Annotated in this window: 23 protein-coding genes; 13 read left to right on the plus strand and 10 right to left on the minus strand. The window is 56.8% G+C overall.

Features of this window, described 5'->3' with window-relative positions; translation table 11 throughout:
• Window positions 1-182: 182 nt before the first annotated feature.
• Genes yidD through Q0N43_RS07140 form a run of 4 tightly spaced genes read left to right on the plus strand, consistent with a single transcriptional unit; the run spans window position 183 to window position 3,546 of the window.
• Entirely contained in the window at window positions 183-395 is a 213-nt protein-coding gene (gene yidD / locus Q0N43_RS07125) for a membrane protein insertion efficiency factor YidD (protein WP_125230636.1), read from the plus strand.
• 34 nt (window positions 396-429) lie between these two features.
• Window positions 430-2,202 carry a membrane protein insertase YidC gene (gene yidC / locus Q0N43_RS07130; protein WP_295444555.1) on the plus strand — a complete coding sequence of 591 codons (1,773 nt, stop codon included), beginning with the start codon at window positions 430-432 and terminating at the stop codon, window positions 2,200-2,202.
• Window positions 2,199-2,819 carry a ribosome biogenesis GTP-binding protein YihA/YsxC gene (gene yihA / locus Q0N43_RS07135; RefSeq protein ID WP_295444557.1) on the plus strand — a complete coding sequence of 207 codons (621 nt, stop codon included), beginning with the start codon at window positions 2,199-2,201 and terminating at the stop codon, window positions 2,817-2,819. Before yidC ends, yihA begins: the two co-directional genes overlap by 4 nt.
• A gap of 58 nt (window positions 2,820-2,877) precedes the next feature.
• Window positions 2,878-3,546, plus strand: a complete 669-nt coding sequence (locus Q0N43_RS07140; protein ID WP_295444560.1) for a glutathione S-transferase family protein — start codon at window positions 2,878-2,880, stop codon at window positions 3,544-3,546.
• 7 nt (window positions 3,547-3,553) lie between these two features.
• Here the strand turns inward: Q0N43_RS07140 and aroC are convergent, their stop codons facing one another.
• Genes aroC through Q0N43_RS07165 form a run of 5 tightly spaced genes read right to left on the minus strand, consistent with a single transcriptional unit; the run spans window position 3,554 to window position 7,907 of the window.
• The gene (gene aroC, locus Q0N43_RS07145; protein WP_295444563.1) at window positions 3,554-4,630 is read right to left on the minus strand and encodes a chorismate synthase; all 1,077 of its coding nucleotides are present in this window, start codon (window positions 4,628-4,630) and stop codon (window positions 3,554-3,556) included.
• A 50-nt stretch (window positions 4,631-4,680) separates the two neighbouring features.
• The gene (gene fabI / locus Q0N43_RS07150; RefSeq protein WP_295444566.1) at window positions 4,681-5,508 is read right to left on the minus strand and encodes an enoyl-ACP reductase FabI; all 828 of its coding nucleotides are present in this window, start codon (window positions 5,506-5,508) and stop codon (window positions 4,681-4,683) included.
• A 7-nt stretch (window positions 5,509-5,515) separates the two neighbouring features.
• Window positions 5,516-6,478, minus strand: a complete 963-nt coding sequence (locus Q0N43_RS07155; protein ID WP_295444569.1) for a YihY/virulence factor BrkB family protein — start codon at window positions 6,476-6,478, stop codon at window positions 5,516-5,518.
• Entirely contained in the window at window positions 6,471-7,397 is a 927-nt protein-coding gene (locus Q0N43_RS07160) for a DnaJ C-terminal domain-containing protein (protein WP_295444572.1), read from the minus strand. Before Q0N43_RS07160 ends, Q0N43_RS07155 begins: the two co-directional genes overlap by 8 nt.
• Window positions 7,398-7,451: 54 nt before the next feature.
• Window positions 7,452-7,907 (minus strand): ABA4-like family protein, encoded by a 456-nt coding sequence (locus Q0N43_RS07165; protein ID WP_295444574.1) that lies wholly within the window; start codon window positions 7,905-7,907, stop codon window positions 7,452-7,454.
• A 63-nt stretch (window positions 7,908-7,970) separates the two neighbouring features.
• On the opposite strand from Q0N43_RS07165, the gene pdxH reads away from it, so the two are divergent.
• Genes pdxH through Q0N43_RS07185 form a run of 4 tightly spaced genes read left to right on the plus strand, consistent with a single transcriptional unit; the run spans window position 7,971 to window position 10,647 of the window.
• A complete protein-coding gene (pdxH, locus tag Q0N43_RS07170) occupies window positions 7,971-8,567 on the plus strand; it encodes a pyridoxamine 5'-phosphate oxidase (protein ID WP_295444577.1) in 597 nt (198 codons plus the stop codon).
• 10 nt (window positions 8,568-8,577) lie between these two features.
• Window positions 8,578-9,531, plus strand: coding sequence for a cation diffusion facilitator family transporter (locus Q0N43_RS07175; RefSeq protein ID WP_295444781.1), 954 nt, complete (start codon window positions 8,578-8,580; stop codon window positions 9,529-9,531).
• A complete protein-coding gene (locus tag Q0N43_RS07180; RefSeq protein WP_295444580.1) occupies window positions 9,521-10,321 on the plus strand; it encodes a PhzF family phenazine biosynthesis protein in 801 nt (266 codons plus the stop codon). Before Q0N43_RS07175 ends, Q0N43_RS07180 begins: the two co-directional genes overlap by 11 nt.
• Before the next feature lie 35 nt (window positions 10,322-10,356).
• Window positions 10,357-10,647, plus strand: coding sequence for a hypothetical protein (locus Q0N43_RS07185; protein WP_295444583.1), 291 nt, complete (start codon window positions 10,357-10,359; stop codon window positions 10,645-10,647).
• An 80-nt stretch (window positions 10,648-10,727) separates the two neighbouring features.
• On the opposite strand, the gene Q0N43_RS07190 is transcribed toward Q0N43_RS07185, so the two are convergent.
• Window positions 10,728-11,177, minus strand: coding sequence for a peptidylprolyl isomerase (locus Q0N43_RS07190; RefSeq protein WP_295444605.1), 450 nt, complete (start codon window positions 11,175-11,177; stop codon window positions 10,728-10,730).
• A gap of 201 nt (window positions 11,178-11,378) precedes the next feature.
• Here Q0N43_RS07190 and mgtE point away from each other — a divergent pair, with 201 nt between their 5' ends.
• Both mgtE and Q0N43_RS07200 read left to right on the plus strand, forming a co-directional pair.
• The gene (mgtE, locus tag Q0N43_RS07195; RefSeq protein ID WP_295444784.1) at window positions 11,379-12,743 is read left to right on the plus strand and encodes a magnesium transporter; all 1,365 of its coding nucleotides are present in this window, start codon (window positions 11,379-11,381) and stop codon (window positions 12,741-12,743) included.
• Between the two features lie 24 nt (window positions 12,744-12,767).
• Entirely contained in the window at window positions 12,768-13,172 is a 405-nt protein-coding gene (locus Q0N43_RS07200) for a DUF1489 domain-containing protein (RefSeq protein WP_295444608.1), read from the plus strand.
• Here Q0N43_RS07200 and Q0N43_RS07205 read toward each other — a convergent pair.
• Genes Q0N43_RS07205 through Q0N43_RS07220 form a run of 4 tightly spaced genes read right to left on the minus strand, consistent with a single transcriptional unit; the run spans window position 13,169 to window position 17,100 of the window.
• Entirely contained in the window at window positions 13,169-13,843 is a 675-nt protein-coding gene (locus Q0N43_RS07205; RefSeq protein WP_295444611.1) for a DsbA family oxidoreductase, read from the minus strand. The genes Q0N43_RS07200 and Q0N43_RS07205 overlap by 4 nt on opposite strands.
• Window positions 13,840-14,742, minus strand: coding sequence for an NAD(+) diphosphatase (gene nudC, locus Q0N43_RS07210; protein WP_366845951.1), 903 nt, complete (start codon window positions 14,740-14,742; stop codon window positions 13,840-13,842). Before nudC ends, Q0N43_RS07205 begins: the two co-directional genes overlap by 4 nt.
• Window positions 14,726-16,027, minus strand: a complete 1,302-nt coding sequence (locus Q0N43_RS07215; protein WP_295444615.1) for a serine hydrolase domain-containing protein — start codon at window positions 16,025-16,027, stop codon at window positions 14,726-14,728. Before Q0N43_RS07215 ends, nudC begins: the two co-directional genes overlap by 17 nt.
• Window positions 16,024-17,100, minus strand: a complete 1,077-nt coding sequence (locus Q0N43_RS07220) for an A/G-specific adenine glycosylase (protein ID WP_295444618.1) — start codon at window positions 17,098-17,100, stop codon at window positions 16,024-16,026. The genes Q0N43_RS07215 and Q0N43_RS07220 overlap by 4 nt, the downstream gene beginning before the upstream one ends.
• A gap of 22 nt (window positions 17,101-17,122) precedes the next feature.
• On the opposite strand from Q0N43_RS07220, the gene Q0N43_RS07225 reads away from it, so the two are divergent.
• Genes Q0N43_RS07225 through Q0N43_RS07235 form a run of 3 tightly spaced genes read left to right on the plus strand, consistent with a single transcriptional unit; the run spans window position 17,123 to window position 19,169 of the window.
• Window positions 17,123-17,662: a DciA family protein gene (locus tag Q0N43_RS07225; RefSeq protein WP_295444790.1), complete on the plus strand. Its 540-nt coding sequence runs from the start codon at window positions 17,123-17,125 to the stop codon at window positions 17,660-17,662.
• Between the two features lie 53 nt (window positions 17,663-17,715).
• Complete coding sequence (locus tag Q0N43_RS07230; protein WP_295444621.1) at window positions 17,716-18,390, plus strand: thioredoxin domain-containing protein; 675 nt, start codon at window positions 17,716-17,718, stop codon at window positions 18,388-18,390.
• A 41-nt stretch (window positions 18,391-18,431) separates the two neighbouring features.
• The gene (locus tag Q0N43_RS07235) at window positions 18,432-19,169 is read left to right on the plus strand and encodes a thioredoxin domain-containing protein (protein ID WP_295444624.1); all 738 of its coding nucleotides are present in this window, start codon (window positions 18,432-18,434) and stop codon (window positions 19,167-19,169) included.
• Window positions 19,170-19,178: the final 9 nt, after the last annotated feature.

Genomic DNA, 19,178 nt, shown 5'->3' on the forward strand with positions numbered 1-19,178 from the left:
ACAGGAAATGCTCGGACAAAATGGCAAGGCTGGCGCCGATCATATCCTCATTGGCCGCGATAGCGGGATCGAGCGGGACTTTGGCGAATTGCGCGCGGATATGGTTAAGGCGTTGGGGAAGTTATGCGGTTGACGGACGATAAGCCGAATTCGCGCCTTCGACTTGCGATGGGATCGATGACATGATCGCCAAGCTCTTCATCCTTGTTGCGCGGGCGTGGCAGATCGGCCCATCGCGCATCTTGCCGCCAACGTGCAGATATAGCCCAAGCTGTTCGGCTTATGCGATTACTGCGCTACAAAAATATGGCGCAATTAAGGGTGGCTGGCTGGCCATCAAACGGCTATTGCGCTGCCAACCTTGGGGTGGGCACGGATATGATCCCGTGCCATGACGCTCCATTTACGGATTAACGGGGAATTTTAGACGTGGACGATAAACGCAACCTGATATTTGCAGTATTGCTGACGGGCCTCATCCTGTTCGGTTGGCCCTATGTCGCCAGCTATTTCTTCCCTACACCTCCTCCAGTCGCCAGCACTACAGCATCTTCCGCGACGCCAGCAGGCAGCGCAACGTCCGAAATTCAGGTCGAAGCCGCCCCCGCCAAGGTTCAGGCCATTCCACTCGGCACTGCCCTGCAATCTTCGGCACGCATCATGGTCGAAACGCCAAAGCTGAAAGGCTCGATCAATCTTGAGGGCGCGAAAATCGACGACCTCGTGTTGCTGACCCACCGTACGGAGTTGGCCAAGGATTCGGCTCCCGTTCGCCTTTTTGCGCCATCTGGTACCCAAAACGCCTATTTCGCGCGCTTCGGCTGGGCGGGCACAGGCATCATAGCGCCAGACGACAAGACCGTGTGGACACCCAGCGGTACTAAGCTGACGCCATCCACGCCCGTGACCTTAAGCTGGACCAATGCCCAAAGTCAGAAATTTGAAATCGCACTGTCGATTGATGACAATTTCATGATTACGGCAAAGCAGCGCTTCACCAATGGAAGCACAGCCCCCGCCGAAATCGCCAACTTCGCATTGCTCAGCCGCACCGGTAAGCCCGCCGACGCGACGTCGGGTGGCTCGATATTCACGCACATCCACATCGGCCCGATGGGCGTCTTTGATGACCAGCCCAATTATGACTGGGGCTATGTCGATGTTACCGAAAACAAAGGCGAGGCTGCGTTCACCAGCACAGGCGGCTGGCTGGGCTTTACCGACAAATATTGGCTCGGCGCGCTGATTCCAGATCAAAAAACGCCTGTCTCGGCCAAGTTCCGCGCGAGCGGCGATGTGTATCAAGCGCAAGTCATCCCAACGCGTTATACCAGCGTTGCCGCAGGCGCGGCATATGACAGCAATTCACGTCTGTTTGCCGGCGCCAAGGAAATGGCTGTCCTCGCCGCTTATTCGCAAGATTTGGGCATTCCGTATCTGGATTATGCCATTGACTGGGGCTGGTTCTGGTTCATCGCCATTCCGTTCTTCTGGATACTCAATTGGCTGTTTGGCCTACTCGGTAACTTTGGCTTTGCGATTATCGGGCTGACCATCATTGTCCGCGGGTTCATGTATCCGGTCGCGCAAAAGCAATTTGCTTCAATGGCGCAAATGCGTGCAGTGCAACCTAAGCTCAAGGCGCTGCAAGAACGCTGGAAAGACGACAAGCCGCGTCTGCAGCAGGAAATGATGGCTTTGTATAAGGAAGAGAAAGTGAATCCGCTCGCGGGCTGCCTTCCCGTTTTGCTGCAAATTCCGATCTTCTTTGCGCTGTATAAGATTCTCTTGTTGTCGATTGAAATGCGGCACCAGCCATTTATATTGTGGCTTCAGGATTTGTCCGCACCCGATCCCTCGGCGCAGTTGCTGTTCGATCTGCTTGGCACTGGCATCATCTTGCCAGCCTTCATCGCCATCGGTGTTCTGCCGATCCTACTCGGCGTGACAATGTGGTTGATGCAGAAGCTCAATCCGCAGCCAATGGACGATGTGCAAAAGCAGGTCTTTGCGGTGATGCCATGGTTCCTGATGTTCATCATGGCCCCATTTGCCGCTGGTCTTCAGCTCTATTGGGTGATGTCAAACCTCGTTTCGATTGCCCAGCAAAAATGGCTATATTCGCGCCACCCTGTCTTGCGTGAACAAATGGCGCGCGATGCCGAAGATAAGGCGCAGGCAAAAGCGAATGCCAAGGCGTGACCGAAACGACGACTAAGATTTTTTCAGGACCAATCAGCTTCCTGAAATCCGCGCCGAAACTTGAATTTCTGCCCGAACCAACGGTGCCGGAAATCGCCTTTGCGGGTCGGTCCAATGTCGGCAAGTCGAGCCTTATTAACGCGCTTGTTAACCGCAACAATCTGGCGCGCGCGTCAAATACGCCGGGCCGCACGCAGGAATTGAACTTCTTCGACGTGGGCGACCCTGCGACATTTCGCATCGTGGATATGCCGGGCTATGGTTACGCCAAAGCACCGATCAAGACCGTGCAGCAATGGCTTTACCTGATTAACGATTATCTGCGTGGCCGCGTGGTATTGAAACGGGTGTTCGTCCTGATCGATAGCCGCCACGGCATTAAAGATGTCGATCATGACATCATGTCGATGCTCGATAGTGCCGCAATCAGTTACCGTATCGTGCTGACCAAGACCGACAAGATCAAGGCCAGCGACTTGGCCGCGGTTGAAACCGACACGATGGCAAAGCTGCGCAAGCATGTTGCGGCTTATCCTGACCTATCGGTGACCTCCGCCGAAAAGCGCGGCGGGATTGAAGACCTACGAACTGCGGTGTTGGAAGCCGTGGCCTCTTAACAGGCTTTGCTGTTCTGCCCCCTCGACACAATCTCAAACAGCCGCCATTAATGCTTTCATGACCTTAAAACTGATCATTGGCAACAAGGCCTATTCAAGCTGGTCGCTGCGCGGCTGGCTCGCGGCCAAGCAATCCGGCCTGCATTTTGCAGAGGTCATTGTTCCGTTGTTTACGCCGGACTGGGAACAACGCAAACGCGGAGCAGACCTTGCGCCATCGTCGGGCAAAGTGCCGATCTTGTGGGATGGTGAGGCGGTGGTTTGGGACAGCCTTGCGATCATCGATTATCTCGCCGACAAGGTCGGGCGTGACCGTTATTGGCCCAAGGACGCGGTCGCGCGCGGCATGGCGCGGTCGATGGCTGCCGAAATGCATTCGGGCTACATGTCCTTGCGCCGCGAATGCCCGATGAACACGCGCAAGACCTTCACTGACGTAACATTGTCCGAAGAAACCCGCGCCGACGCGGTCCGCATATTGCAAAACTGGGCAGAGGCGCGGTCACGCTTTGGCAAGGATGGGCCATATCTGTTCGGCACGTTCAGCGCGGCCGACATCATGCTCGCGCCGGTGGTCACGCGCTTTGTGACCTACGGCTTTACGCTTCCCGGCTTTGCCCAAGCTTATGCCGATGCCATCATGGCGCATCCATGGATGGAAAAATATTATGCCGCCGCTGCGCAAGAGCCGTGGACGATAGAACGCATTGAGCGCGCTGTTACGTAATCCGCTTTTATCCGCACTGCGCCCGGTGCAGCAGCTTTTGATCCGCCAGCACCAGCGCCATCATTGCCGCGACCACGGGCGTGCCCCTGATACCCACGCAAGGGTCGTGGCGGCCCTTGGTGACGATGTCGGTGGCGTTGCCATCGCGTGTGACGGTTTCAACGGGCGTAAGGATGGAAGATGTCGGTTTGAACGCGACGCGCACCAAAATAGGTTGCCCAGTCGAAATGCCGCCCGCGATTCCGCCTGCATTATTCGCAAGAAATTCCGGGTGGTTTGACCCTTCGGTGGCTGGCCGCATCCGGTCAGCATTTTCCTCACCGCGCAAACGCGCTGCGCCAAAACCTGCGCCAATCTCCACGCCTTTTACCGCGTTGATGCTCATCATGGCCGACGCAAGCTCGCTATCGAGCTTTGCATAAAGCGGCGCGCCCCAGCCGGGGGGAACGCCCATGGCAACGCATTCGATGACTGCGCCCAGCGAGGATCCAGCCTTGCGCGCTTCATCGACCAATTTTTCCCAACGACCCGCCGCAACTTCATCCGGACAAAAGAACGGGTTTTTATCAATCTGTGACGCTTCAAAATTATCGCGATTAATCGCATCGCCGCCGATTTCGGCAACATAGGCCATGATGCCCACATCAGGTATGACGGCGCGCGCGACTGCGCCTGCTGCCACGCGCGCGGCCGTTTCACGCGCGCTGGACCGGCCACCGCCGCGATAGTCACGAAAGCCGTATTTGGCGTCATAGCTGTAATCGGCATGGCCGGGACGATAGGCCTTGGCCACGTCGGAATAATCCTTTGACCGTTGATCCACATTTTCGATCATCAGCGAAATCGGCGTACCTGTCGTCCGGCCTTCAAATACGCCGGACAAGATACGCACCGCATCGGGTTCCTGCCGCTGCGTGGTGAAGCGCGACGTGCCGGGACGCCGTTGGTCCAAAAATGGCTGAATATCCGCCTCAGACAAAGCAAGGCCCGGGGGACAGCCATCGACCAACGCGCCCAGCGCCGGACCATGCGATTCGCCCCATGTCGAAAAACGGAAGACGCGGCCAAAGGTATTAAAGCTCATTTGCTGTTTCCGTTTTCTTCATATGCGCCAAACGCTATGCCCCTCGAACATTAGGAGATAGCAATATCAGGAGCATCCTCCTGCTTCATGCCGACGGTGTGGTAGCCTGCGTCAACATGGTGGATTTCGCCCGTCACCCCTGCGGCAAGATCGGACAGGAAATACAGCGCCGAGGAACCGACATCATCAATCGTGACATTACGGCGCAGCGGCGTGTTCAGCTCATTCCATTTCAATATATAACGGAAATCGCCAATGCCCGATGCCGCCAGCGTCTTGATGGGGCCAGCCGAAATGGCGTTGACGCGAATGCCCTGCGGCCCCACGTCATTGGCCAGATATTTGACCGATGTTTCCAATGCAGCCTTTGCCACGCCCATGACGTTATAATGCGGCATAACCTTTTCCGCGCCATAATAGCTCAGCGTCAGCAGCGATCCGCCACCTTCGCCCGTTTCGGGATCGAGCGGCTTCATCATCGCGGCGGCACGCTTGGCGACAGCGGTAAAGCTGTAAACGCTGATGTTCATGGTCATCAGGAAGTCTTCCAAACCGACCTCAAAATACTTGCCGCGCAACGCCTCTTTATTGGTGAAACCAATGGCGTGCACAACGAAGTCGATAGTTGGCCATTTCTCAGCCAGCGTTTCAAACGCGCGGTCGAGATTGGCCATGTCCGCAACGTCGCAGTCGATCAGGAAATCACAATCAAGTTGCGCCGCCAACGGCCGGACGCGTTTCTCCATGACTGCACCCTGATAGCTGAAGGCCAGTTCAGCACCTTCGGCATGCAACCGCTGTGCGATACCCCATGCAAGCGATTTGTCATTGGCAAGCCCCATAATCAGCCCGCGTTTGGCCGCCATCAATCCGGTCATAATATCCTCATTCGTCAGCTATATTTACTTTGCCTTGCCTTAGTCCATTTTCATGTGCGTTGGCCAGCGCCGCGTTTAACTGCGCCCCTGTTACCAAGCCAAGGCCAATCAGGTAAAAGAAAATCAGAGCCAGCATCACCCCTGCCAGACTGCCGTAAGCAAGGTCATAGTTGCTCACACTGGATAAGATCATGGGCAGCAACGCGGTTAACCCAAGCCACCAAATGCTCACAAGGGCCGACCCGGGCCATTTTGGAAAATCCGAAGAGCGATATTTGGACGGCGTCAGCCCTGCGAAAATGACGTAAATTGCGGCAAACAAAGTGACAAAGGGAATGATGCGGCCCCATGCGAAGTAGCTCGCCACCGTCTGCGCCGTGGGGATGAACCGATAAACCAAATCCTCCGCCGCAGTGACCATCACCTGCGCGGAAAACGCGACCATCGCCAGCACGACCGAAGCAATAATCGCACCTAGCGAGCCCAACCGGTAATGCCAGAACGCACGCCGTGGTGTTGCGCCATAAGCGCGATGCAAAACGTCGCGAAAGGTTTCGATAAGGCTTGCCGCCGTCCAAAGGCTGACACCCGCACTGAACCACAATAACGGTCCCGAGCGTGCGGTCATGGCGGACTGGATAGGTTCTTGAAGGGCGCTAGCGACGCTTGGCGGTACCGTTTTAAAAAATGCGTCGATTAACGCGAGGCCAGATTCGGTTTGGCCAAATGCCCCGGCGATCGCCGCCGCCACGACGCAAAAGGCGAATAACGACAGCAACGACAGATAGGCAAAATTGCCCGCGTGAATGAAGCCATCGCTATAAACGCCAACGCCAACGCGCTTGATCACCTCAATGACCTGACCCGGAAGGCCAAGCCGCGAAAACCATGTGGCTTCGCTTTCATTGGGATGCGTTGTCGCCGGAAAGTGCGCCCGCGCCTCCGGTGACAGAGGCGAAATTTCAGACACGCATATTCTCCCGGACAGGGCTGTCCGACAGAATGTCACTTATCTGCGCAAGTTCCGCCGGGTCCGTCGGCAGATGGATCATCAACGTCACAAGTTGATCACCCCGCGCGCCGGTCTTGCCGGTAAAGCCGCGTCCCTTGATTCGCAGGACAGCGCCAGAATTGGTGCGCGGCGGCACGGTCAACATGACTGCGCCATCCACCGTTGGCACTTTGACTTTGCCGCCTGCCACCGCCTCTTTCAACGAAATCGGCAGGTCGATGCGGATGTTATCGCCATCACGCACCAAATGCGGATGCTTCCCAATCTGGAGCGTCACCATCGCGTCGCCATGGCCGCCGGGGCCAAGCTGTCCTTTGCCCGGAATACGGATTTGCTGTCCCGCAACCATGCCAGCGGGCAGTTTGAATTCCACCGTCTTGCCATCACTTAGGGTGATGCGTTGTGGCGCAAGCGTGGCGACGTCTGTGAACGACACCAAATGCGCATAGGCAATGTTCGCGCCCTTGGGCGGCGGCGCTTGCTGCGGACGTGGGCTGGGTCCAGCACCGGGGCGTGCACCACCTGCGCCACCAAATAGACCATCAAATATATCGCCCAAGTCAATGCCGCCACTGCCGAAGTCGAAATTGCCACCCGCCGGACCACCTTGGCCAGGGCCGCCACCGCCGCCAAAAGGATTGCCCGCAAAGCGTGGCTGCCCGTTTTCATCAATCTCAGCACGATCATATTGACCGCGTTTTTTGGGGTCGGACAATAGGTCATAGGCCTGCGTCACTTCGCTGAACCGGTCCGACGCCTTCGGATTGTCCTTGTTCTTGTCGGGGTGCAATTCCTTCGCCAGCTTGCGATAGGCGACCTTGATCGCCTTGTTGTCTGCCCCCTTGGACACACCTAATATGGAATAAGGATCTGCCATTCTTGTCCCTGTTACTCTGCCAAGCGTCTTACATTGGTATTACAGCGCCGGGAGTCAACTTGGAAGCACGGAATTATTGGGTTTTTCGCCCTTTATCTGGCGTAGCAGAAGATAGAGCAGCAAGCCAATCGGTCCCGCCATCAGGGTAAAAAACAATATCGGGGCCTGAAGCCAGCGGGATATTTTATGCGCGTCTGCGTTACGCGCGATCCAGATGCCGACGAACAGATCAAAGGCCAAATAATGTATCCAGCCAATCGTTGCGCCGCCGGGCGAGTCAAACAACGCCATCATGCCGGCCAAAGTGGTAAGGTCCGCTGGCGGGCGTCCCACGGGTCCACCGTCCGAAATCAGACCTGCCATCAACGGGATGATGAGGCCCGCATAAAGGCACGCGAGCAAGACCGCGCCTGCAAAAAACACTAAAGGAGCAATAATCGCGCGTTTCGGCGCAAGCGCCAGTATCACCCAGCCAAGCAACGCCCATGCATTGGCGATCCCAAATATCATGTCCCAGTTCATTTTATCGTCTAGCCCCTTTTAACCCGCATCAGTCTAGCCTATCGGTGGATTATGGAAAGACCTGATCCCTTTAGCCTGTTCGACGCATGGTTTGCCGAAGCGCGCACCACCGAAGTCAATGACTCCAACGCAATGGCATTGGCGACCACAGGCGCAGATGGGCAGCCTTCGGTGCGCATGGTCCTGTTAAAAGGCCATGGCCGCGACCTTGGCACACATGGCGGATTTGTATTCTACACCAATTTTGAAAGCCGCAAGGCCACGCAATTGTCCGACAATGCGCAGGTCGCTTTGCTATTTCACTGGAAATCTTTGCGGCGGCAAATTCGTATTGAGGGTGCGGCCAATCCCGTCGACGACGCGACCGCCGATTCCTATTTTGCCACGCGCTCACGCAATTCTCAGCTTGGCGCATGGGCGTCGGACCAGTCGCGCCCGCTTGCCGACCGCGCCACGTTTGAAGCGCGCTTTGCCGAGGTGGAGGCGCGCTTTGACGGCCAAGACGTCTCTCGCCCCCCACATTGGTCCGGCTGGATGGTGAACCCAAAACGTATCGAATTCTGGCAGGACCGTGAATTCCGCCTGCACGAACGCTGGCTGTATCAACGCGATGGCGACGGCTGGACAAGTGGTATGCTCTACCCATGATGTTACCGCGATGAGCCTGGGGCATAATCACCATCAATATGCGCATGGTGATTTAACAAAGCGCGCGGCCATAGCCAGCGTATCGGTAGCTCTGTTTCTGCTGGCGCTGAAGATTTTTGCGGCAACCGAAACCGGGTCGGTTGCGTTGCTGGCCTCATTGGCGGACACAGGCTTTGATGTTTTGGCATCCTTGCTAACCCTGTTCAGCGTCCGTTATGCCGCCATGCCCGCTGATGATGACCACCGGTTCGGCCATGGCAAGGCAGAGGCGCTGTCTGCGCTGTTTCAGGTGATATTGATCATCGTATCAGCGATATTGATAGCATGGCGCGCCATTATGCGCTTAGGCGCGCAGGAACAGACCGCGCATCCCGAATATGGCATTGGCGTTTCGGTCATTGCCATCGTCGCAACCTTGGGATTGTTGGCCTATCAACGGCACGTGGTCCGCAAAACCGGGTCAGTCGCGATTCAAGCCGACCATGTGCATTATCAAAGCGACCTTTTGCTCAATTTGGCGGTGATCGTTGCGATTGTGCTCGACAGCATGCTGAATGTGCGGGGGGCCGATCCTGCATTTGGAATTGCAATTGCCGCTTGGTTGTTGTGGGGCGCCTATCGCGCGGCGCGCTTGGCGCTTGACCAGTTGCTGGACCGCGAGTGGCCGGAGGAGAAACGTCAGCGTTTCATTGAAGTCGCGCTGCGCCATCCTGAATTGCGCGGTATTCATGACATACGCACCCGTTCCAGCGGCGCGCATGATTTCTGCCAATTCCATGCATGGGTTGACCCAAATATGACGGTTGCGGCAGCCCATGATATCATGGACGAGTTGGAACAAGCGTTGATGGACGAATTTCCGGGCGTCGAAGTCTTGATTCACCCTGACCCCGAAGGCCATAAGGACGAGATGGGCTATATCCCGTCAGAAACGATACAGCGTGCCGAGCAACATGACGATTGAACTGCCTTATTATCACGTAGATGCGTTTGCGGACCGCTGCTTCACCGGCAATCAGGCCGCCGTGATGCCGCTTTCGGAATATTTGGATGACGCCGTGCTTCAGGCGATTGCGGAGGAGAATAATTTCGCCGAAACCGCCTTTTATGTGCCAGACGCAACGGGCGCGGCGGATTATGAACTGCGCTGGTTTACGCCTGAGGTGGAAATTCGCCTTTGCGGCCATGCGACATTGGCAAGCGGGCATATCATTTTGAGCCAAAACCCTACGCTTGACCGCGTAAAGTTGCGCACGCGCAAAGCCGGGATTTTGGAAGTCCGCCGCGAAGGCGATGGATATGCTGTCGCGCTACCCGCCATTCCGACCGAAGAAGTCGACAATCCGGAGATGATGGCCGCGATGGGTGGCACACCTTTGTCGATGCGCAGCAACCCCGACAGCTATAATATGTTCGTCTATGCGACCGCTGCCGAGATATTGGCGCTTAAGCCCGATATGAAGGCGCTCGCGACGTTGGGCGATGACAGCTTCACCGCCACCGCGCGCGGCGACGACACCGACATCGTCAGCCGCGTATTCGTCCCCGGTGCGGGCATTGATGAAGACAGCGTCACGGGCAGCGCCCATGCGGTGATCGCGCCATATTGGGCATCGGTGCTTGGCCGCGACAGCTTCACCGCCTATCAGGCATCGGCGCGCGGCGGGTATTTAGGCTGCCAATTGGAGGGCGACAAAGTTTGGTTGTCAGGCCACTGTTTTACGGTAGTAAAGGGCGTGTTCAGCTTGCGCTGAATATCAACGACATTCCATAGTTCAAAGGATCATTCATGCTAAAGTCATTCGCCGTCTTATCGGCACTCCTGCTTTCAACCGCCGTCATGGCGCAAGATGCACCGCCGGCCCCACCAAGCGGTAGCGGACCACAGCCAGAGCAGATTGTCGCATTCATGGACGCCAATAAGGACGGCTTCATTGCCAGAGACGAGGCGCAAGGCCCGTTGGTTCAATATTTTGCGAATGTCGATGCCGATAAGGACGAAAAGATTTCAATGGAAGAACTGAAAACCGCTATGGCAGCGATGCGTCCGCCAGAGCCCACACAGAGCGGCAGCCAATAATCACTGCTTGATTTGTAACCACATAAAACGCGCGGGAAGCCAATAGGCCTCCCGCGCGTTTTTGCTTATATGTTTGCCTATCAAGCGACCTTCGCCTTGCGGATTACGCCGGGGTTCGCAGGTGGCTCACCCTTTGGCAAAGCGTCAACATGCTCCATGCCGCTGATCACTTGGCCCCAGACGGTGTATTGACGGTCCAAGAAGCTGGCATCGTCAAAGCAGATGAAAAACTGGCTGTTGGCGGTATTGGGATCATTGGTCCGCGCCATGGAACATACGCCGCGCACATGTGGTTCCGCGTTAAATTCCTGCTTCAGATTTGGCTTCGGCGAACCGCCCATGCCGGTGCCATTGGGGCAGCCGCCCTGCGCCATGAAGCCGGGGATGACGCGGTGGAACTTCACGCCGTCGTAAAAACCTTCACCAGCAAGTTCAGTGATGCGGGCTACGTGGTTAGGGGCAAGGTCAGGACGCAGCTTGATAACAACGTCGCCGCTATCGAGCGAAAGGGTAAGTGTTTCATCGGCCATATTGATATTCCTTCAGGCTTTTAAAATGGATGATGGCCGCCCTAGGGGATGGATACCAATGGTGCAAAGCCAAAATCATTGCTTTTTGACGCCGCCTGCGTAGGAGGGACGGATTCTTACTATAACGTCTCAGATGGAAACACGGGAGGCACGCAATTGACCAGCGACATCGCCAACCCGGCCATCATTGACACCGAAATCATGGAAACGCTGGACGAAGACAATCGCCTGACGCGCGATTATGTCGACCGCGTTCTCGATGCGGTCGAGGACGGCAATCTCGACGAAGTTTACCGGCTTGTCGAACCCCTGCACGAAGCCGACATTGCCGACCTTCTTGAACTGACGCCATCCGAACGGCGCGGCGTACTCGCCATTAGCCTTGGCGACCTTATGAGCGCCGAGGTGTTGGCCGAGGTCAACGACTATGTCCGCGAAGACATTATTGATGCCCTGCCCGCGTCACAAGTGGCGGGACTTGCCAGACAGTTGGATACCGATGACGCGGTTGCGATTATCGAGGATATGGAGGCGGCGGACCAGCGCGCCGTTTTGGCCGAATTGGACCCCGAAGACCGCGCAGTCATTGAAGATGCGCTGTCTTATCCCGACGAATCCGCTGGCCGCATCATGCAGCGCGAGCTGGTCGCGGTGCCGGAACATATGACCGTTGGTCAGCTCATCGATTATCTGCGTGACCATCAAGATCTGACCTCAGAGTTTTGGGAAATCTTTGTCGTCGATCCGCAGCATAGGCCCGTTGGCACATGCAAATTGAGCTGGATCATGCGCAGCCAGCGCAAGGTTCCGGTCAGCGAAATCATGATGCATGAACAAACGCTCATCCCGGTCGATATGGATCAGGAAGAGGTCGCATTACGCTTTCAGAAATATGCGCTCATTTCCGCCGCTGTTGTCGATGGTTCTGGCCGGTTGGTGGGGGTCATCACCGCCGATGACATCGTCCACATTGTTCAGGAAGAAGCCGACGAAGATATCCTGCGGCTGTCGGGTGCAGGCGAAGGCGACATTAACGAGCCCATTTCGGAAAGCTACAAGGCGCGCGTGCGCTGGCTGATTGCCAATCTGGGCACGGCGATGGTCGCAAGTTTCATCATTGCGCAATTTGGCGCGGCGATTGAAACGATGGTTGCGCTGGCGGTTCTGATGCCCATCGTTGCATCCATCGGCGGCAATGCAGGCACGCAGACATTGGCCGTGACGGTGCGCGCGCTGGCCACCAATCAGTTGACCCAATCCAACACTATGCGCTCGATTTGGCGCGAGATCCGGGTCGCCTTGCTTATTGGCGCAACGATCGCAGTGATCGCAGGTGTGGGTGCGGGCGTGATTTTTGGCAACTGGCTGCTGGGTAGCGTCATTGCGGTCGCGATATTGTGCAACATTTCGCTTGCTGGATTGTCCGGCGTTGCCATTCCAGTAGTGCTGGACCGGCTGGATCAGGACCCTGCGGTTTCAAGCTCGATCTTTGTGACGATGATAACCGATTCTATGGGCTTCCTCATCTTTCTGGGCCTCGCAGTGTTCAGCGGCCTTGCCGGTTAACCGCGCAGTTCCCAAATAACCCTTATGCCCTTGAATATGACCAAAATCGCCTTTGGCGCGCAAAGCCCGCAGCATTTGCGGGAACGGCTTGCCGCTTATGCCCAAGACGGCGAAGTGCGGATTACCACCCGCTATTTGCCCAAGCGTGTCGCAGAAATGGCGGGTGGTTCGCTCTATTGGATTCACACGCACACGATCATCGGCAGAAGCCCGATTATCGGCTTTATGGAAAATGGCGCTGGTCGGCATTGGATCCGCATTCAGCCCCAGCTCATCACCGTCCGCTCCACACCCAAGCGCGCGCATCAGGGCTGGCGCTATCTCGAAGAAGCCAACGCCCCGCCAGATCTCGACTCAATCGAAACCGACGGCCGCGACGAAATGTCGCCGAAGATGCTGAACGACCTGATGAAGATGGGGTTGGTTTAAGCCGCTGCCCGCTTCGCCAAGACCTTGTTAATCACATCGGCGAAGGTCTCGACGCTTTGGGCGCCGGGGACCATATATTTTTGGTCGAAGATGATCACAGGAACGCCAGTGATATTCTGGTCGGTCCAATGCGCCATTTCTGCCCGCACGCTGGTCGTGAGCGCGGCATCGTTGATCCATGCCAGGGCCACATCGCGGTCCATGCCCTGCGCTTCGGCGGTATCGCACAAAACGTCGGTGTCGCTGATATCGCGGCGGTCCTGAAAATAGGCCGTGAACAACGCCATTTTCAACGCGGTCTGCGCGCGCCATCCGCGTTCACTGCCAAAAATGGTCAGCAATTTATGCGCGTTGAAGGTGTTATAAATGCGCATGCCGTCGCCATAATTGAACGCAAAGCCGACATTGTTGCCGATGTCCGACAGCCTGTTCCGGTTGGAGCGGCTTTGTTCGGGCGTGCTGCCATATTTGCGCGCGATATGCTCTGCGGTATCTTCGCCTTCGGGCGGCATATTCGGGTTAAGTTCGAACGGATGCCAGCAGGTTTCGGCGGCAATGTCTTGGCCAACGAGCGTGAGCGCCTGCTCCACTTGCTTCAGGCCAATGATGCACCAGGGGCAGACCACATCCGAGACGATGTCGATGCGCAATGGAACCGCGTTGGGGTTCACTGCGACACCCAATGGCGCAGCAGGCTATGCGCGATGGCAAAGGGCGGCGGCGCGTTGAAGCGGCGGTCGGTGTACCCTGCCAATGCGGCAATCGCCTCATCCTTCGTCACCCACATCGCATCTTCAATCTCGTCCGTGTCGAGCGTGAGTACGTCGCCCAACGCATCGGCGGTGCAGGCAATCATCAACTGCGACCCGCCAAAGGGCCAAGGCTGGCTGGTCACATAACGCACCGCGCCGCAGGTCACGCCGGCCTCTTCATGGATTTCACGGCGGACGGCCTCTTCAATGCATTCGCCGGGTTCCAAAAAGCCCGCCAGCGCCGAATAATTGCCCGGCGGGAAGCGGGATTGCCGTCCGACCAGTGCCTTGCCTTCAAATTCGGCGAGCATGATGACCACAGGGTCAGTGCGCGGATAATGTTCCTTTTCGCAAGTGCCGCATTTGCGGCCCCAGCCAGCGCGGAACAGCACCGTCGCTGCGCCGCAGCGTCCGCAGAAACGATGCCCATTATGCCATTCGATCAGGCTACGCGCCGTGCCATAGATTGCGGCGTCCTCAGCGGGTAGCATGGATAAGGCGCGCCAGATGGCAGGCGAACGTAACGCATCGCCGGTTGCATCAACCAACGCCACAAAATGCGGCTTGCCATCGGACAGGCCAAGCAGGATGAGCTCTTCCGAACCGTCCAGTTCGGCCAAGGAATGCCAGTGCAGGCCGCCTGCATCGCTGACCCGCGGGTCAAGCCCGTCAAGCCCCAACAGCCGCGCCCGCCAGTCCCCCAGCAGCAGGCCATAAGCCTCTGCATCATTGCGCACGCGGTCAGCGCGGTCGAGCGGTGAACCCGTAAAACCTGGAGCCATCATCAGATCATGCACCGGTTCAGGCTGGAAAACCAAGGTCCTTCAGGACCCATTTGGCGAAGTCTTGATGGAACGGATAGGCACTGCTTGGCATATATTGCGCCATGCACACGGCGCGTAGCTTGCTTCTGGGGTCGACAAAAGCCACCGTTCCAGCCGCGCCGCCCCAGCCGAACACGCCTGCATTCATGCCCTTGCCAACCCGGCCACCCGCGCCAAAGCCAGCGCCGTCGGCATAGGTGCCGTCGGTTGAAACCGCCGATGGCAGTAAATCGGACATGGCAAGTTTTGCGGTCGCGGTCGACATCACGCGGACGCCATCCAACTCACCATGATTAGCGAGCATATTGAGGAAACGGTCATAATCGCGCGCCGAAGTCACCATGCCAGCGCCGCCAAAGGCAAAGGGCGACTTATCGAGGTAAATGCTGGTCGTTGCCGGATCGATTGGGAACAAGACGCCATTAACCGGCGCGTAATTGGACACGAAGCGCTTGGTTTCCGACTTGGGCACTTGGAAATAGCTGCTGGTCATTTTCAACGGTTCAAAAATGCGCGCCTTCAAAAACGCCTCAAAATCCATACCGCTTGCCACTTCAATCACACGGCCAAGCAAATCGAGCGAAATAGAATAGATCCATTTTGTGCCCGGCTCGGCAACCAATGGCAGCTTGGCCAGCCGTTCGGAAAATGTCTTGATATCTGGGGTCGGCGCGCTTGCTGCCTGACCGGGAATAGGAAAGCGGCTGACGATGCCCGGCGTGATACCATTGTCCAGATAGGCCTGCAGCAATGGTCCCTTTGTGATAATTGAGTAGCCCAGACCGGCGGTATGGGTCAGCAAATGGCGCAGGGTAATCTGCGTCTTGGCTGGCACCGCATCCAGGCTGTTGTCCGGATCGGTCAGCACAGTCATATTGGCAAATTCTGGCAGGAAATCGGCAATCGGCTGATCCAGCTTCATCTTGCCTTCATCCACCAGGATCATCGCGGCAATGCCGGTGACAGGCTTTGTCATCGAATAAATGCGCCACAATGTGTCGATATTCACAGGCGTCGTTTCGCCCAGCCCTTGCGTGCCAACGGCGACAACATCGGGCATTCCGGCTGCACGACCAATGGTAGCAAGAACACCGGGGAGCTTGCCCGAAGAGACATAGCTTTCAAACTGCGTCCGGATGGTCGGATACAAATCGGCCGCCTGTGCCCAAGCGCGCGCAGGCGCAAATGCGCTTATGGCACCTGCTGCTGCCAATTGGCCGCCCCATGTCAAAAACCCGCGTCGACCAATCATGGCCTGACCACTATCCTGCATATTCATACTCGCTCCCCTGCGTTCAAAACCGCCTCTGCTGCTTTTCTGAATAGGGTTGGCAGACCGGCCTTGTCGAGCGATTTTAATGGCCACCAGACGCCATCGCCGGGGTCGTCAGCGTCCATGGGCCATGACGTAACGGCAATGTCGAGAAGAAGCGAAAAATGGGTAAAAACATGCGACACATTCACGGGCAATTTTTGCCAGTTGGCAGGGACAGGGGGGATCGCATCGCCATCCAATCGTGCGGTCCATTGATCATCGGGTAAAGCGCGCATCCCTGCCAAAAGGCCCTTGTCGTCGCGGCGCACCAACCAGACATGTCCATCCCGCTCAATCCAGTAGGCGCGCCCGGTCCGTTGCGGCTTGGCGGCCTTGGGCGTTTTGGCGGGATAGACCTCCGGATTGCCCAAACGCGTGGCATCGCAGGCAAAGGCAACAGGGCAAAGCAGACAAGACGGCGCGCGCACCGAACATATGCCCGCCCCTAAATCCATCATCGCTTGCGCAAAGTCGCCAGAATGGGTGTCGGGCGTGATGCCATCCGTCGCTGCGCGAATCAGCGGCTTTGACTGCGGCAGCGGCGTGGAGACCGCAAATAGCCGCGACACGACCCGCTCGACATTGGCATCCACCACCACCGCCCGTTGCCCGAACGCAATCGCAGCGATGGCAGCGGCGGTATAGGGACCAATGCCGGGCAGTTTCAGCAACGCCGCCTCGGTCTGCGGCAAGCGACCTGCATACTCCGCCACAACCACCCGCGCGCATTTCAGCAAATTGCGCGCGCGGGCATAATAGCCAAGACCCGCCCATGCCGCCATGACATCTGCATCCTGCGCCGCCGCCAAAGCCTCAAAGTCCGGCCATGTTTGCGTGAATTTTTGGAAATAGGAACCCACCGCCGCGACCGTCGTCTGCTGCAACATGATTTCCGACAGCCAGACATGATAGGGGTTGGCAAATCCCTGACCCGGCGGCGTGCGCCAAGGCAGGGTCCGTGCATGCGCGTTATAATGCGTAAGCAAGGCCTGCGCGATATCCCCAGATTTATAGAAGGCTTGTTGGACGGCTGGCATGAAAAATGGCATGAATGACGGGATGGACAAAGGCAAGTCACCACCACCGCCAAAAGGCACCAAAAAGGCGCTGACGCCCAAAACATTTCAGCGCCCGCGTGGTGGTGAGGCGAAATCTGTGTCGTCGCTTATGCCCGACATCGGCCGTGCCGCGTTTCGGAAATTCGGCTTCGTGCAAAGCTCTGTCGTGAGCCGTTGGGACGAGATTGTTGGCGCGCGCTATGCCGCTGTCTCCGCGCCTGAGGCAATCCGCTTTCCAATTGGCAAGAAATCCGACGGCACACTTGAACTCACGGTGGAGGGCGCGCACGCCACGATGATTCAGCATGTGCTTCCCGAAATCATTGACCGCGTGAACCGCTTTTTCGGTTATGGGGCCGTGGCGCGAGTCAAAGTCCGCCAAGGCCCCGTCGCCAAGCCGAAAGTCCGCCAACCAACCGCCGCGCCCATGTTGAAACCTGTACCAATGGAATTGGGTGAATCCTTGCGTGAAATTGGCGATCCGGAGCTTTTTGCCGTCCTCGAAAGCCTCGCAAAAAGCCTTGCCAAAGGCGGCAAGTAATACCAGATGCGCAAGATAAAGTTCAAAGCATGAGGTCCATCGGTATGTCGCATATGAAAAAATATCTAGGCGCAATTTTGGTGGGCGCACTGACGCTCTCGACCGCGCTCATTGCCGCGCCTGCACCAAGCAAATGGCTGTCGACCGTGACGGTGACGGACAAGGGCGCGCATATCCTCGGCAACCCGGCTGCGCCAAACAAAGTGGTCGAATATTTAAGCTACACATGCGGGCATTGTGCAGACTTTGAAGTGAAGGAATCGCCTGCATTCAAGGCGCAATTTGTAGCCACCGGCAAGGCCAGCCTCGAAATCCGTAACATGGTGCTCAATCCGGTCGATCTGACTGCTGCCATGTTGGCGCGCTGCGGCGGTAAGGCAAAATTCTTCGGTAATCAGCGGCATTTGCTCGCGACTCAGGCGATCTGGTCTGGCAACACCAATAAAATCAGCGCCGCCACGCGCGACAAATTAAAGGCGCAGGATTATACTGGGTTCATGGTCGGCACCTTTGACGAAATCGGCCTTGGCCCGATCATGCAACAACGCGGAATCACGCCAGTACAGGCAAAAATCTGCTTGGCCGATAAGGCTGCGTTTAATATTGTAGTGGGTATGACAGAAGCAGGATCCGCGCTTGGCGTGCGTGGCACGCCATCATTCATAGTGAACGGCGTTTTGCAAGACCATGTCCATAATGCTGCCGAATTACAGGCGGCCATGAAGTAAACCGACATCCCCGACAAAAAGGCCAGACAGAAGGATATCACATGCGTATCAAGACATTCATTTTGACAACTGCCGCCGCCATGGCCCTCGCTGCTTGTGGCGGAGCAGATACCGCTGGCGCACCAAAAGGAGAGCCGCTTGCCAAGGTTGCCGCCCCTGCGGATAAGGCGTGGGTAGATGTCGTCACCAAAACCGAAATTGGTGGCTATCAAATGGGTAACCCCAATGCAAAATTGAAGCTGGTCGAATATGGCGCGATTTCGTGCCCGGGCTGTGCGCAGTTTTCGGTGCAGTCGACCGAGGAATTGCACAAGCTGGTTAATGACGGCACCGTGTCGATGGAGTTCCGTCCATTCTTGGTCCATGGTATTCAGGACATTCCCGGCTTTCTTTTGGCACAATGCAGCGGTCCGGAGGCATTCTTCCCCCTGACTGACCAGCTCTATGCCGAACAGGCGTCATGGCTCAGTAAAATCAGCAGCGTGACCGAAGCGGACCAACAGGCGATGCAGAAAATGTCGCCTGAACAAATCTCAACTTTGCTTGGCACCAAAATGGGGCTGATCGAATTTGTGAAGTCGCGTGGCATTAGCGAAGATCAAGCCAAAGCCTGCTTATCTGACAAGGCCGCGATTGACGGCCTGATCAAAACAACCGAGCGCGGCACGAAGGAAGACAAGGTTTCTGGCACGCCATTCTTCCTGCTGAATGGCGCGAAGTTGGACGCCAGTTCATGGGTGCAGGTGAAAAGCAAGCTGGTCGAGGCCGGCGCACGCTAAATATGGCTT

It is taken from the genome of Sphingorhabdus sp. EL138 (assembly GCF_945882965.1).
Taxonomy (GTDB): Bacteria; Pseudomonadota; Alphaproteobacteria; order Sphingomonadales; family Sphingomonadaceae; genus Sphingorhabdus_B.

Coding starts and splice junctions, on each gene's coding strand:
- pdxH (WP_295444577.1), top strand. CDS start 7,971: ATGGAAAGACCTGATCCCTTTAGCCTGTTCGACGCATGGTTTGCCGAA.
- Q0N43_RS07165 (WP_295444574.1), bottom strand. CDS start 7,907: ATGATATTTGGGATCGCCAATGCATGGGCGTTGCTTGGCTGGGTGATA.
- Q0N43_RS07215 (WP_295444615.1), bottom strand. CDS start 16,027: ATGAATATGCAGGATAGTGGTCAGGCCATGATTGGTCGACGCGGGTTT.
- Q0N43_RS07200 (WP_295444608.1), top strand. CDS start 12,768: ATGCCCTTGAATATGACCAAAATCGCCTTTGGCGCGCAAAGCCCGCAG.
- aroC (WP_295444563.1), bottom strand. CDS start 4,630: ATGAGCTTTAATACCTTTGGCCGCGTCTTCCGTTTTTCGACATGGGGC.
- Q0N43_RS07235 (WP_295444624.1), top strand. CDS start 18,432: ATGCGTATCAAGACATTCATTTTGACAACTGCCGCCGCCATGGCCCTC.
- fabI (WP_295444566.1), bottom strand. CDS start 5,508: ATGACCGGATTGATGGCGGCCAAACGCGGGCTGATTATGGGGCTTGCC.
- Q0N43_RS07220 (WP_295444618.1), bottom strand. CDS start 17,100: ATGCCAGCCGTCCAACAAGCCTTCTATAAATCTGGGGATATCGCGCAG.
- Q0N43_RS07180 (WP_295444580.1), top strand. CDS start 9,521: ATGACGATTGAACTGCCTTATTATCACGTAGATGCGTTTGCGGACCGC.
- Q0N43_RS07185 (WP_295444583.1), top strand. CDS start 10,357: ATGCTAAAGTCATTCGCCGTCTTATCGGCACTCCTGCTTTCAACCGCC.
- yidD (WP_125230636.1), top strand. CDS start 183: ATGATCGCCAAGCTCTTCATCCTTGTTGCGCGGGCGTGGCAGATCGGC.
- Q0N43_RS07190 (WP_295444605.1), bottom strand. CDS start 11,177: ATGGCCGATGAAACACTTACCCTTTCGCTCGATAGCGGCGACGTTGTT.
- Q0N43_RS07175 (WP_295444781.1), top strand. CDS start 8,578: ATGAGCCTGGGGCATAATCACCATCAATATGCGCATGGTGATTTAACA.
- Q0N43_RS07140 (WP_295444560.1), top strand. CDS start 2,878: ATGACCTTAAAACTGATCATTGGCAACAAGGCCTATTCAAGCTGGTCG.
- Q0N43_RS07225 (WP_295444790.1), top strand. CDS start 17,123: ATGGACAAAGGCAAGTCACCACCACCGCCAAAAGGCACCAAAAAGGCG.
- mgtE (WP_295444784.1), top strand. CDS start 11,379: ATGGAAACGCTGGACGAAGACAATCGCCTGACGCGCGATTATGTCGAC.
- Q0N43_RS07230 (WP_295444621.1), top strand. CDS start 17,716: ATGAAAAAATATCTAGGCGCAATTTTGGTGGGCGCACTGACGCTCTCG.
- Q0N43_RS07160 (WP_295444572.1), bottom strand. CDS start 7,397: ATGGCAGATCCTTATTCCATATTAGGTGTGTCCAAGGGGGCAGACAAC.